Raw genomic sequence first — 12,896 nt, 5'->3', positions numbered from 1 at the left:
GTCGGGTAGAGAATACCAAGGCGCTTGAGAGAACTCGGGTGAAGGAACTAGGCAAAATAGAACCGTAACTTCGGGAGAAGGTTCGCTCTTGACAGTGAAGTCCCTTGCGGATGGAGCAGTTGGGAGTCGCAGTGACCAGATGGCTGGGACTGTTTATCAAAAACACAGCACTCTGCAAACACGAAAGTGGACGTATAGGGTGTGACACCTGCCCGGTGCCGGAAGGTTAATTGATGGGGTTAGCGCAAGCGAAGCTCTTGATCGAAGCCCCGGTAAACGGCGGCCGTAACTATAACGGTCCTAAGGTAGCGAAATTCCTTGTCGGGTAAGTTCCGACCTGCACGAATGGTGTAACCATGGCCATGCTGTCTCCACCCGAGACTCAGTGAAATCGAATTCGCCGTGAAGATGCGGTGTACCCGCGGCTAGACGGAAAGACCCCGTGAACCTTTACTACAGCTTGGCACTGAACATTGAACCTACATGTGTAGGATAGGTGGGAGGCTTTGAAGGCGTGACGCCAGTTGCGCTGGAGCCGTCCTTGAAATACCACCCTTGTATGTTTGATGTTCTAACGCAGGGCCCTGAATCGGGCTCGCGGACAGTGCCTGGTGGGTAGTTTGACTGGGGCGGTCTCCTCCCAAAGAGTAACGGAGGAGCACGAAGGTTGGCTAATCCTGGTCGGACATCAGGAGGTTAGTGCAATGGCATAAGCCAGCTTAACTGCGAGACGGACAGGTCGAGCAGGTACGAAAGTAGGTCATAGTGATCCGGTGGTTCTGAATGGAAGGGCCATCGCTCAACGGATAAAAGGTACTCCGGGGATAACAGGCTGATACCGCCCAAGAGTTCATATCGACGGCGGTGTTTGGCACCTCGATGTCGGCTCATCACATCCTGGGGCTGAAGTCGGTCCCAAGGGTATGGCTGTTCGCCATTTAAAGTGGTACGCGAGCTGGGTTCAGAACGTCGTGAGACAGTTCGGTCCCTATCTGCCGTGGGCGTTGGATGATTGAAGGGAGTTGCTCCTAGTACGAGAGGACCGGAGTGAACGAACCTCTGGTGTTCGGGTTGTCACGCCAGTGGCACTGCCCGGTAGCTAAGTTCGGAATCGATAACCGCTGAAAGCATCTAAGCGGGAAGCGAGCCCTGAGATGAGTCATCCCTGACCCCTTGAGGGTCCTAAAGGGCCGTTGGAGACCACAACGTTGATAGGTGGGGTGTGTAAGCGCGGCGACGTGTTGAGCTAACCCATACTAATTACCCGTGAGGCTTAACCATACAACACCCAAGAAGTGTTCTAAGGCTTGTAGCAAATTGAAGAACTACTACCTAATTCAGTGATAGCGAAGCCAATAGGCAAATCGTTATTCACGTCAGCTTTCTGGATTGAAGAATTTGCCTGGCGGCCATAGCGCCGTGGAACCACCTGATCCCATGCCGAACTCAGAAGTGAAACGCGGTAGCGCCGATGGTAGTGTGGCATTCGCCATGCGAGAGTAGGACACTGCCAGGCTTCAATTAAGCAATCACAGCGATGTGGTTGGTCGTGTGACAACGTAAGGTTGTTGCGGACGAGAGATTTAGATAACGCACGCAGTGCGGTCTTTACCGGTTAGTGTGCTGATATGGCTCAGTTGGTAGAGCGCATCCTTGGTAAGGATGAGGTCCCCAGTTCGACTCTGGGTATCAGCACCAGTTTTAAAGCTTTTGCCTGACGGCAATAGCGCTGTGGAACCACCTGATCCCATGCCGAACTCAGAAGTGAAACGCAGTAGCGCCGATGGTAGTGTGGCATTCGCCATGCGAGAGTAGGACACTGTCAGGCACCTATTTAGAAGAGGCCTCCCATTCGGGAGGCCTTTTTGCTTTGGAATTTTTCCTTCCGCGAAGTCATTTTTTAGTAAAAAAGCTGGGACGCCAATACGTTGCCCGATAGTCTTGTCTGATGTTGTCGGGAGCCATCGCCAAAGGAGTATGCATGGCCACGTTGAAGGAAATTGCGCAGGAGGCCGGGGTGTCCCAGGCTACTGTATCGCGAGTGCTCAATGAAGACCCTACGCTGAGCGTCAAGGAAGATACCCGACAGAAGATATTCGAGATTGCCGAGCGTCTGGAGTACAAGACCAGCAGCGCCCGCAAAGGGGTTCACAAGAGCAAGCTGCACTTTCTGGTTGTCTATGCCTACCCGCAGAGTACCGAGGTCAATGATCCCTACTATCTCGCCATCCGATATGGCATCGAGACCCAGTGTGCCCGCCTCAATATCGAGCTGACCCATTTCTACAACGGTGGGGAAGGTCGTGAACTCTCCGCCGTTGACGGTATTCTGGTCGTCGGCCATTTGCCACCAGAGCGTCTTGCCATGCTGTGCGGCCTCTCAAACCACCTGGTGTTTGTGGATTGCCGCTCCCAGAAAGAGTTCGATTCTGTAGATGTGGATCTGGCACTGATCAGCCAGCAGGTGGTCGATTACTTTATCGAACAAGCGCACCGGCGTATCGGTTATATCGGTGGTCAGAATGAGGCACCGGACCTGCGTGAGCTGGCTTTTTTCGATTACGGCCAACGGTTGGGAGTCGTGCAGGAGAAGGACCTCTACTGCGGGGATTTCTCCAGCGCTTCTGGCTATCGGTTGGCAAAAGAGATGCTGGAGGGGGATTGGCCCAAGGCGTTGTTCGTTGCTTCCGACTCCATCGCCATCGGGGTATTGAGGGCCATCCACGAGAAGGGATTGGCCATCCCCCAGCAGATTGAGCTTATCAGCGTCAATGACATCCCCACCGCCAAGTTCACCTTCCCGCCCCTCTCCACAGTGCGGATCCACTCCGAGTTGATGGGCTCCCAGGGGATCAATCTGCTGGTCGAACGGCTGCGCGATCAGCGCTCTGTACCACTGCGAGTATTGGTGCCCAGCCGGCTAATCTTGCGTGGTACCACCCGGTAGTTTTAGTAAAACTTGCTTACTTTTGGCTGCCTGATCCCGATACGGAGCTGCTTGTTATCCATGATTGGTCAGGTGTGCTGGTTGATGCCGCCCTTGGCGCAACCCTGAGCGGGGATATTCAGCTGGAGGTGCCAGGCGATCACCTTCTGGTCCGGTATCTGTCAGGACTGGGGTGATCCAGGCATGTTTAATTTCCCTCTATCCACTGGTCGTTGCTCAACCTTGCGCCTCCTGGTTATCACGGTAAGCTGGAGGTTCATCTCAATGGGAGGTGTCCGACACCTGCCGTTGTGTTTATTGGCCTCCCCGATCCTGACTCCCGTCGTGGAGGCGGGATGCGCTTCTGATGGAGACTCCTTGTGCGTCTGGATCCCTTTACTTCTGTGTTGATTGCCGTGGTGGCCCTGGCCTCCTTCTTCCCCTGCGAGGGGCAGGTGGCCGTCTGGTTCGGTCTGCTGACCAAGCTGGCGGTGGCACTGCTGTTCTTCATGCACGGTGCCAAGCTGTCGCGCCAGAACCTGCTGGCGGGCCTCGGCCACTGGCGACTGCATCTGGTGGTGATGGCCAGCACTTTCGTGCTGTTCCCGCTGCTGGGGTTGCTGCTCACTCCGCTGGTGCCGCTCTGGCTGAGCCCGGCCATCTACCTCGGCTTCCTCTATCTGTGCGCTCTGCCCGCGACTGTACAGTCGGCCATCGCGTTTACCTCCATGGCGGGGGGCAATGTGTCGGCGGCGGTGTGCAGTGCCTCGGCCTCCAGTATCCTCGGCATCTTTCTCTCCCCCGTACTGGTGGGGATGATGATCCATGTGCAGGGAGAGGGGATCGATACCTGGCACTCCATCCAGGCCATCATGGTGCAGCTGATGCTGCCGTTCGTGGTAGGCCACCTTTCCCGGCCGCTCATCGGCAGCTGGGTCGACAGCCATCGCCCGCTCATCGGCAAACTGGATCAGAGCTCCATTCTTCTGGTGGTCTATGTGGCCTTCAGTGAGGCCGTGGTGCAGGGGATATGGCATCAAGTAGGCTGGTATGATCTGGCCAGTATAGTGCTGTTGAGTTGCGTACTGCTGGCGCTGGTGCTGGGTTGGAACGTCTGGATCAGCCGCCGCCTCGGTTTCGACAAGGCGGACGAGATCACCATCGTCTTCTGCGGCTCCAAGAAGAGCCTGGCCAACGGGGTGCCCATGGCCAACGTCATGTTCCCGGCAGCCAGCGTCGGGGTCATGGTGCTGCCGCTGATGATCTTCCATCAGATCCAGCTGATGGTCTGCGCCGTGCTGGCGCGCCGTTATCATGAGCAGGAGACCAGCCCCCTTGTTCCAAGCCGGGAGGGGTGACGTCACCCGAGTTGAAAAGAGAGGGAGGCCAGCTGGCCTCCCTCTCTTGTTTCTCCGGCTTGTGTCACCCGCAACGTCAGTTCAACGCTTACGCCAGACGGTCAGTTGCGCCACAGTATGTTGATACTTGCGGGCGGTCTCGCGGATGACGAAGGGCACATCCCGGGGCGGGCAGTGTTCCTCGAACTCCTCCGCCAGCAGACGTTGCAACGCCTGATAGGTGCTGAGGGCTTCGCCATTTTCACGGATGCCACCGAGCCAGTTGGCCTTTGGTGTGTACTCCGTCAGCCAGGTGTAAGGGCTGGTGAGCACCAGCAGGCCGCCGCTGCGCAGACGAGGGGCAATGTCCCGCAGGAAGCGGGCCGGTTCACGCAGTCGGTCGATCAGGTTGGCGGCGAGCACCAGATCGTAGTGGTCGTACTTGGGCTTGAGGTTGCAGGCATCCCCCTGACTGAAGTGGATGCGCTCGGCCTGCTCGGTGCCAAGCTGATGGCTCGACAGACGCGCCTCGCAATACTCCACCAGATCTCCCTCCAGCGGGATGGCATAGCGGAAGCTGTCCTGACTGGCGAGGGAGAGTGCCACGTCGATGAAGCGGGCCGAGTAGTCCACCCCGTCCACATGCTGAAAGTGGCGAGCCAGTTCAAAGCTGGCTCGACCGGTGGCGCAGCCGATATCCAGCGCCCGTTGGTGATTGCTGCATAGCTCGCTGGCAAGATCTGCCAGGGTCTTGGCGTAGTTGGCGACACCGAAGTGGGTCGGGCCGTACTGGAAGTCGAGGTACTGGGCGACCAGGGTATCGGTTTCGTAAGGATTCACTATGACGGGTTCCTGATAACGTGAGACCAGATAGCGGAAGCCCGCATGCTGGAAGAAGTGGCGACGAAAGGCGTAACGGGACGACTTGAGCGCCTCGTTGCCTGTGCTTATCCAGCTGCCGCCCTTGATGAGGGTATGCTTGCCATCAAAAGTGGGTGTAGAGAAGTCATCGTAGAGCGGGTGAACCCGAAAGCCGTTGAAGCCATCAATGGCGGTGCTGGTCCACTGCCAGACATTGCCCACCAGATCGAAGAAGCTGCCCTGGGGGCAGACATCCACCGGGCAGGAGGAGGCGAAGCGGGCAAGATTGATGTTGCCGGGCGCGTCGATCCAGTCCGGCTGATCCCCTGTCAGCTGTTCCCGCAGCAGCATCCACTCCCCTTCGCTCGGCAGCTGGATGGGTAGTCCGGTCTGGGCCGACTTCCAGCGACAGAAGGCGGCAGCTTCCAGCTGGTTCACCTCGGCGGGCCAATCCCAGGGCATGCTTACCCGCTCCGTCATCAACCTCAGCTGTAACTGCTCAGGCTCGGCAGGGTCACCGACCCAGAAGGTGGGCATGCGCGCCCTGGCATACTGGCACCAACCCCAGCCCTCTTGATCCCACCACTCTTGCTGTTGATAGCCGCCGGCCTGAACGAAGTCGAGGTATTCGGCATTGCTCACCAGCATACGGCTGGCCTGGAAGGGGGGGATCTCGATGTGGCGCTCGCCATATTCGTTGTCCCAGCCATAAGTAGCGTCCCGTTTGCCGAGGCGCACCTGACCACCGGCCACTGGCAGCAGGCTGTTGGCAGGCACTTCGGCAATCCGGTGGCGAGCTTCTGTGCAGGCGGACCAATAAGGCTGTGGTTGCACCCAGGCCAGGGGCAGCTGGCGGATCAATACGCTGGAGGTCTCGAGGTGGATACGCTCGTGCTCTATCCCCATCAATATGACCCAGGCCGGGCTCTGCCAGTCGATGGGCAGGGTCAGTGGCATGTGGCGGATGAAGTCAATCACGCGGGTGCGTACCTTGGCGCGGTAGCTGCGCAGCTCGGCCACTCTGGGCCAGTCGTAGTGGGTTTCATCCAGATCGTCCCAGCTCATCTCATCCACACCGATGGCGACCATGGCCTCGATGCGGGCGTCGATGCGGCTATCGATGAGCCGGGCTGCCAGCAGCTTGTTGATGAAGAAGGCAGCAGTGTGGCCGTAGTAGAAAATGAGTGGATGGCGTAGCGGGATCGCCTTGTTGAACCAGGCGTGCTCATCGGCCAGGCAATCGAACAGACTCTCGTAGAGATCGAAAGTCTGGCAGAAGTAGCCGAGCAGTTCGCGGCGCTTCTGCTCGGGATCGCTGCCGGTCAGCAGCGGGGTACGGGTCGGCGCGGGCAGGCCGACGGCGGTGGAAAACTGGGTGCTGACTTGGGTCACACTCTGACTCCTTGTTGGCAGTAGCAAATGGATTACCGCAATGGAGAGCTTTATACGCACAAGGTATCACTATTGGCTCAACAGACAGGTGCGACAACCAAAAACTTCCCTGGCCCGTCAGCAGGGTGGCCCGGCGGGTGGTTGCAAGCTTACCGGGACTTGCCCCCATTCGGGCATGGTCAGTTTTACCAACTTATGGTCTGAATGGCTCTCTACATTTTGATGACGATGCCATGAATAATAGATATATCCATAAGAATCATATAGTTGGTGATATGGCACGATGTTTGCCATCTTTGAGACCGAATGGGTCCGGACACGGCCAGAACACAACGAGGATAGTGACGATGAAACTGATAATGGGAATGATGCTGGCCATGGGGCTCAGTGGCTGCAGCTGGCTGGATGAGACACGGGTGACCGGGGCGGGGGCTGTCATCGAGCAGCATCAACCCATGGGCAAACAGGTGACCCGGGTGTTGGCCGGTGTGCCCGCCAACATTCATCTGGTGGCGGGTGAGGCGAGCAGCATTCATATCAAGGGACAGGAGAACCTCTTGCCCTATCTGGAGTTGACCGAGAGTGGCAGCAAGCTGGAGATAGAGGTGAAGGATGGCTACCGGCTCGACCCCACAGAGCCGCTGGATCTGACCATCACTCTGCCCGAGCTCCATGAACTGGCGCTGGCGGGCACGGGCCGTGGCGATCTGCACGGCTTCAAGGGGGACAGGCTGGTGCTGTCTGTGGCCGGAACGGGCGACATAGTCGCCAGCAAGCTGGATTTGAACCGTCTGGAGGGCAACATAGCCGGTTCGGGCAGCCTGGATCTGGGTGAGGGATCAGCCAAAGCCATGGAGCTGAACATCGCCGGTTCCGGCGATGTGCTGGGGTCCGGGCTCGCCAGCGAGGAGGTCGAGGTCAACATAGCAGGCAGCGGGGATGTGGAGGTACGGGCGCAGGCGCGGCTCAAGGTCGGCATCGCCGGATCCGGCTCGGTCAGTTACTGGGGAGATCCCAAGCTGCAGAGCGAGATCGCAGGCTCGGGAGACGTGACCCGCCAGGGCAGTTGAAGCCTGACCGCAAGCAGATAATCGAAAGTAGAAAATAAACAGGCCCTTCATGGGCCTGTTTTGATCAGAGATGGCGGGCGTGGAAGCGCAGGTGGGCCTCGATAAAGCTCGCCACAAAGTAGTAGCTGTGGTCATAGCCGGGGTGGCGATTGAGCTCCAGCGGCCAGGCCTTGCTGGCGGCAATATCCGCCAGGGCATCGATGTGCAGTTGCTCGGCGAGGAAGGGATCGTCCAGCCCCACGTCTACCATGGTCGGCAGCGGTGTTACCGGGTGGTGGCGCAGCAGCTGGCAGGCATCCCACTCCTGCCACAGCAGGGGATTGTTGCCGAGATAGGCGCCGAGCGCCTTCTGCCCCCAGGGGCAGCGGCTCGGGTGGCTGATGGGGCTGAAGGCCGACACGGATCGGTAGCGACCGGGCTCGCGCAGGGCGGCGATCAGAGCCCCATGTCCCCCCATGGAGTGGCCGCTGATGGCGCGGCGGGTCGAGACCGGGAAGTGGGTCTCTATCAGGTCAGGCAGCTCACGGGTGACGTAATCATACATCTGGTAGTGATCACGCCAGGGGCTCTGGCTGGCGTTGACATAAAAACCGGCGCCCATGCCGAGATCGTAAGCGGGATCGTCCGCCACTCCTTCGCCGCGGGGGCTGGTGTCCGGTGCTACCAGGGCGATGCCGAGCTCGGCGGCGATGCGGTGTGCCCCCGCCTTCTGCATGAAGTTTTCATCGGTGCAGGTGAGGCCAGAGAGCCAGTAGAGCACGGGCACCTTCTGGCCGGTGAGGGCCTGGGGCGGCAGATAGATGGCGAAGCGCATCTCGCAGCCGAGCACGCTGGAGCTGTGGCTGTAGCGCTTGTGCCAGCCATCGAAGCTCTTGTTGCTGCTGATAATGTCCAGATTCATCAAGGAACTCCTGCACCCCGCCCGTCGAGGGACGGGCGGGGTGATCATGCTCAGTAGTGAATGACGGTGCGGATGCTCTTGCCTTCGTGCATCAGCTCGAACGCCTCGTTGATTTGCTCAAGCCCCATGGTATGGGTGATGAAGTCGTCCAGCTTGAACTCCCCCTGCATGTAGCGCTGCACATAGCTCGGCAGCTCGCTGCGACCGCGTACGCCACCGAAGGCGCTGCCGCGCCAGACCCGGCCGGTGACCAGCTGGAACGGACGTGTGCTTATCTCCTGGCCCGCTCCTGCGACGCCGATAATGACCGACTCGCCCCAGCCCTTGTGGCAGCACTCCAGCGCTGCACGCATGACCTTGACGTTGCCGATGCACTCGAACGAGAAGTCGACGCCGCCGTCGGTCATCTCGACGATGACCTCCTGGATGGGCTTGTCGTAATCGTTCGGGTTGATGCAGTCGGTGGCGCCCAGCTTGCGGGCCAGCTCGAATTTGCTCTCGTTGATGTCGATGGCGATGATGCGACCGGCCTTGGCGAGGCGGGCGCCGATCACGGCGGAGAGGCCAATGCCACCCAGCCCGAAGATGGCGACGCTCTCACCTTCCTTCACCTTGGCGGTGTTCATCACGGCGCCTATGCCGGTAGTGACGCCGCAACCGAGCAGGCACACCTCTTCCAGCGGAGCAGCCGGGTCCACCTTGGCGATGGAGATCTCGGGCAGGACTGTGTACTCACTGAAGGTGGAGGTGCCCATGTAGTGATAGATGGGCTGACCATCCTTGGAGAAGCGGGTGGTGCCGTCCGGCATCAGTCCCTTGCCCTGGGTGGCGCGGATCTTCTGGCACAGGTTGGTCTTGCCGGATTTGCAGAACTTGCACTCGCCGCACTCGGGGGTGTAGAGCGGGATCACGTGATCACCCACCTTGACGCTGGTGACGCCTTCCCCGATGGACTCGACGATGCCGCCGCCTTCATGGCCCAGAATACAGGGGAAGACCCCTTCCGGATCTTCGCCGGATAGCGTGAAGGCATCTGTGTGGCAGACGCCGGTGGCGACGATCCGCACCCGCACTTCACCGGCCTGGGGTGGCATGACCTCCACCTCTTCGATGGAGAGGGGCTGGCCCGGTCCCCAGGCGATGGCGGCTTTACACTTGATGCTTTGAACCTGTGCCATGAATGACATCCTTCTTGTTGCGGTAGGTGAACAGAGATGAACTCAGGTATGCAGTGTAGTTTCCCTTCGATTTGGTGATAATAAGGCTAAATATCAAATCACTTTTACACACAGGTAATAATGCTCGGCTGGGAAGGGATCTGTGAATTTGTCAGTGTGGCGGAGCAGGGGGGCTTTACCCCGGCTGCGCGCAAACTGGGGGTATCGGTGGCGCAAGTCAGCCGGCAGGTGGCACAACTGGAAGACAGGTTGCAGGCCAAGCTGTTGCTGCGCACCACCCGTCAGGTGCGGCTTACCGAGCTAGGCGAGATCTACTATCGTCACTGCCGCCAGCTGCTGGACAACCTCTACGAGGCAGAGCTGGCGGTGGGACGCCATCAGGCGGTGCCGCAGGGTTCTCTGCGCATCACGGCGCCCGTCTCTTACGGTGAAAGCCGCATTGCCCCGCTGGTAAACGACTTCATGGTGCGTTTCCCCCAGCTGGAGGTCACGCTCAACCTCACCAACCAGCTGCTGGATCTGGTGCACGAAGGTTACGATCTCGCGATCCGGCTTGGCCACCTCAAGGATTCGAGTCTGGTGGCGCGCAAGCTGGCGCAACGGGTGCCCTATGTGTGCGCCTCGCCAGCCTACACAGCCCGCCACGGCATGCCCAACAGCCTCTCCGAGCTGACCCGCCATACCTGTCTGGTGGGCAATGGCGACGAGTGGTACTTCACCCTGGATGGCCGCCCTCACAGCGTCCGGGTGCACGGTCTGTTGCAGTGCAACAGCGGCCACGCCCTGCTGGATGCGGCGCTCAAGGGGATCGGCATCATCCAGCTGCCGGACTACTACGTGAGTGACCACCTGGCCCGGGGGGAGCTTATCGAACTGCTGCCCGAGCTGCGGGCACCGGAGGAGGGGATCTGGGCACTCTATCCCCACAACCGCCACTTATCCCCCAAGGTACGGCTGCTGGTGGACTATCTGGCCGAGCGGCTGAGCGATCCTAACCAACCCGCCCTGGTTCGCCCGGTTGGCTGAGTGTGCGGGCGGCATGGAGAGGAGATAAAAAAGGCCCACTTCCGTGGGCCTCTTGTTGAGAGCGGCAGGTTACTCCCGCTCCTTGACGTAAGGGGTACCGAGCGCCTTGGGGGCCACTGCCTTGCCGATGAAACCGGCCAGCAGGAACACCGTCAGTATGTAGGGCAACGCCTCTATGGCCTGCACCGGAATGGCGAAGTCACCTATGCTGACCCCTTGCAGCCGGATGGCGACCGCATCGAGGAAGCCGAACAGCAGGCAGGCCGCCATGGCACTCCAGGGTTTCCACTTGCCGAACACCAGTGCCGCCAGTGCCATGAAGCCCTTGCCCGCGCTCATGTTGGGGATGAACTGGGCTGTCTGGGCTACTGCCAGATAGGTACCGCCGATGCCGGCCAGCAGGCCGCCGATAATGAGCGCCGTGTAGCGCATCCGCACCACAGAGATACCTGCGGTGTCGACCGCCGCCGGTGCCTCGCCCACCGCCCGCAGCCGCAGACCGAAGCGGGTACGAAACAGCACCCACCAGGCCAGCGGCACGCAGGCAAATGCCACGTACTCCAGCAGGGAGTGACCGCTCAGCAGTTCGCTGTAGAGCTGGCCTATCACGGGCACGTCATACAGCTCCCTGGCATAGGGCAGATCTATGGGGGCGAAGCGGGCTGCACCGGACAGCGCCGGAGTCTGGCCACCCTGATCGAACCAGTAACGGCCCAGGGTCACGGTCAGACCTGCCGCCAGTATATTGATGGCCATGCCGCTCACCACCTGATCGCCTCTGTGGGTGATGGTGGCAAAACCGTGCATCAGGGCGAACAGGATGGAGACACCCACGCCGGCGCCCAGACCTACCCAGGCAGAGCCGGAAACAGCCGCGGCCGCTCCCCCGGCGAAGGCGGAGGCCAGCAGCTTGCCCTCCAGCGCTATGTTGACCACACCGGAGCGTTCGCAAAACATGCCAGCCATGGCAGCCAGAATGAGCGGCGGTGCGGTACGAATGGTCGCGTCCAGCATCAGGATCAGCAGTTCAAACATGATCACACTCCCTTGGCTTGCGCGGTTGAGCGATTGGCAAACGCCAGATAGAGCTGTTCGATGCGCGGACGCATCATGTGCTCAAGGGCGCCACAGAACAGGATCACCAGGCCTTGCAGCACCACCACTATGTTGCGGTCGACCCCGAACTCGAAGCTGAGCTCGGCGCCCCCCTGATAGAGGAAGCCAAACAGCAGGCTGGCGATGATGACGCCGACCGGATGGTTGCGCCCCATCAGCGCTACCGCGATACCGGTGAAGCCGAACCCTTCCACGAAGTTGAGCTTGATCTGGTGCAGTTCTCCCTGCAGCACGTTGAGGGCGAAGAAGCCCGACAGCATGCCGGAGATCACCATGGCCAGGATCACCACCTTGGGATAGGAGATGCCCGCGTAGGCGGAGGCACTCTGGCTCGCGCCGACTGCCCGGATCTCGTACCCCCAGCGGGTATGCCAGATGAAGACCCACACCAGGGCCGCACAGATCAGCGCCCAGAAAAAGCTGATGTTGAGCGGGCTGTTCGGCATCTCCATGCCAACACCGCTCGCCAGCTCGCTCATCTTGGGCAGCCAGCTCGTGACGGCAAACACCTTGCTCTCGGTGGCCATGGATCCGGGCGGTTTGAACACCTCGACCAGCAGATAGGCCATCAGGGAGGCGGCGATGAAGTTGAACATGATGGTGGTGATGACGATGTGGCTGCCACGCTTGGCTTGCAGCCAGGCCGGGATAAAAGCCCAGGCCGCACCGAACAGACCACCGGCTATGATGGAGAGTGGCAGCAAGAGTACAAACGGCAAGGTGTCGCCGAGCAGCAGACAGACCATGCCAACCCCGAGGCCGCCGATATAGGCCTGACCTTCACCGCCGATGTTGAACAGACCGGCGTGAAAGGCCACTGCCACCGACAGGCCGGTGAAGATGAAGCCGGTCGCGTAGTAGAGGGTGAAACCGACCCCTTCACCGGTACCGAAGGCGCCGTACCACATGATCTGGGCGGCATCGACCGGATTGATGTCGAGGTAGTAGAACAGGATGGCCGACACCAGGAAGGCCAGCAGGATATTGACCGCGGGCAGCACGCCCACGGAGATCCAGGCAGGAATACGTGCTTGGCTCATCAGTGGGCCTCCTTGGCAATCTCGTCAGGCACCCGCTGTGCCATTATCC

Annotated in this window: 9 protein-coding genes, 1 tRNA gene and 3 rRNA genes (1 of these 13 running past the window's edge); 8 read left to right on the top strand and 5 right to left on the bottom strand. The window is 59.9% G+C overall.

The annotated features are described in order from the left end of the window. The 6 genes from AC1P02_RS04270 to AC1P02_RS04245 form a co-directional block, all read left to right on the top strand. Window positions 1-1,281: ribosomal RNA gene (locus AC1P02_RS04270) — 23S ribosomal RNA — on the top strand (it extends 1,609 nt beyond the left edge of the window). A 120-nt stretch (window positions 1,282-1,401) separates the two neighbouring features. Further along, window positions 1,402-1,516 (top strand): 5S ribosomal RNA (gene rrf / locus AC1P02_RS04265). A gap of 106 nt (window positions 1,517-1,622) precedes the next feature. After that, a tRNA-Thr gene (locus tag AC1P02_RS04260) sits at window positions 1,623-1,698 on the top strand. A 15-nt stretch (window positions 1,699-1,713) separates the two neighbouring features. Continuing rightward, a 5S ribosomal RNA gene (gene rrf, locus AC1P02_RS04255) occupies window positions 1,714-1,828 on the top strand. Window positions 1,829-1,981: 153 nt separating this feature from the next. Further along, window positions 1,982-2,947, top strand: a complete 966-nt coding sequence (gene ebgR / locus AC1P02_RS04250; RefSeq protein WP_059169158.1) for a transcriptional regulator EbgR — start codon at window positions 1,982-1,984, stop codon at window positions 2,945-2,947. Between the two features lie 359 nt (window positions 2,948-3,306). Next, the gene (locus AC1P02_RS04245) at window positions 3,307-4,284 is read left to right on the top strand and encodes a bile acid:sodium symporter family protein (RefSeq protein WP_485184230.1); all 978 of its coding nucleotides are present in this window, start codon (window positions 3,307-3,309) and stop codon (window positions 4,282-4,284) included. An 81-nt stretch (window positions 4,285-4,365) separates the two neighbouring features. On the opposite strand, the gene ovoA is transcribed toward AC1P02_RS04245, so the two are convergent. After that, a complete protein-coding gene (gene ovoA, locus AC1P02_RS04240; RefSeq protein WP_485184228.1) occupies window positions 4,366-6,516 on the bottom strand; it encodes a 5-histidylcysteine sulfoxide synthase in 2,151 nt (716 codons plus the stop codon). 347 nt (window positions 6,517-6,863) lie between these two features. Between ovoA and AC1P02_RS04235 the strand changes: the two genes are divergently transcribed. Further along, entirely contained in the window at window positions 6,864-7,586 is a 723-nt protein-coding gene (locus AC1P02_RS04235) for a head GIN domain-containing protein (protein WP_485184226.1), read from the top strand. A gap of 64 nt (window positions 7,587-7,650) precedes the next feature. Here AC1P02_RS04235 and fghA read toward each other — a convergent pair whose 3' ends face one another. Together fghA and AC1P02_RS04225 are read right to left on the bottom strand one after the other, a co-directional pair. Beyond that, window positions 7,651-8,487 carry an S-formylglutathione hydrolase gene (gene fghA, locus AC1P02_RS04230; protein ID WP_111589559.1) on the bottom strand — a complete coding sequence of 279 codons (837 nt, stop codon included), beginning with the start codon at window positions 8,485-8,487 and terminating at the stop codon, window positions 7,651-7,653. A gap of 50 nt (window positions 8,488-8,537) precedes the next feature. Next, window positions 8,538-9,665: an S-(hydroxymethyl)glutathione dehydrogenase/class III alcohol dehydrogenase gene (locus AC1P02_RS04225; RefSeq protein ID WP_021141252.1), complete on the bottom strand. Its 1,128-nt coding sequence runs from the start codon at window positions 9,663-9,665 to the stop codon at window positions 8,538-8,540. A 120-nt stretch (window positions 9,666-9,785) separates the two neighbouring features. Here AC1P02_RS04225 and AC1P02_RS04220 point away from each other — a divergent pair, with 120 nt between their 5' ends. Continuing rightward, the gene (locus tag AC1P02_RS04220) at window positions 9,786-10,691 is read left to right on the top strand and encodes a LysR substrate-binding domain-containing protein (RefSeq protein WP_005320039.1); all 906 of its coding nucleotides are present in this window, start codon (window positions 9,786-9,788) and stop codon (window positions 10,689-10,691) included. A gap of 69 nt (window positions 10,692-10,760) precedes the next feature. Here AC1P02_RS04220 and AC1P02_RS04215 read toward each other — a convergent pair whose 3' ends face one another. Beyond that, window positions 10,761-11,726: an ABC transporter permease gene (locus AC1P02_RS04215; protein ID WP_113721080.1), complete on the bottom strand. Its 966-nt coding sequence runs from the start codon at window positions 11,724-11,726 to the stop codon at window positions 10,761-10,763. Between the two features lie 2 nt (window positions 11,727-11,728). Then, window positions 11,729-12,847, bottom strand: coding sequence for an ABC transporter permease (locus tag AC1P02_RS04210; protein WP_005320035.1), 1,119 nt, complete (start codon window positions 12,845-12,847; stop codon window positions 11,729-11,731). Window positions 12,848-12,896: the final 49 nt, after the last annotated feature.

Source organism: Aeromonas sp. TS_SC_11 (genome assembly GCF_057318915.1).
The sequence above is the reverse complement of the archived record's forward strand: the minus strand, read 5'-3'. Positions and strand labels throughout refer to the sequence as shown.

Excerpts from the sequence above, each read along its gene's own strand:
- ebgR (WP_059169158.1), top strand. The coding sequence starts at position 1,982 with ATGGCCACGTTGAAGGAAATTGCGCAGGAGGCCGGGGTGTCCCAGGCT.
- AC1P02_RS04235 (WP_485184226.1), top strand. The coding sequence starts at position 6,864 with ATGAAACTGATAATGGGAATGATGCTGGCCATGGGGCTCAGTGGCTGC.
- fghA (WP_111589559.1), bottom strand. The coding sequence starts at position 8,487 with ATGAATCTGGACATTATCAGCAGCAACAAGAGCTTCGATGGCTGGCAC.
- AC1P02_RS04225 (WP_021141252.1), bottom strand. The coding sequence starts at position 9,665 with ATGGCACAGGTTCAAAGCATCAAGTGTAAAGCCGCCATCGCCTGGGGA.
- AC1P02_RS04220 (WP_005320039.1), top strand. The coding sequence starts at position 9,786 with ATGCTCGGCTGGGAAGGGATCTGTGAATTTGTCAGTGTGGCGGAGCAG.
- AC1P02_RS04215 (WP_113721080.1), bottom strand. The coding sequence starts at position 11,726 with ATGTTTGAACTGCTGATCCTGATGCTGGACGCGACCATTCGTACCGCA.
- AC1P02_RS04210 (WP_005320035.1), bottom strand. The coding sequence starts at position 12,847 with ATGAGCCAAGCACGTATTCCTGCCTGGATCTCCGTGGGCGTGCTGCCC.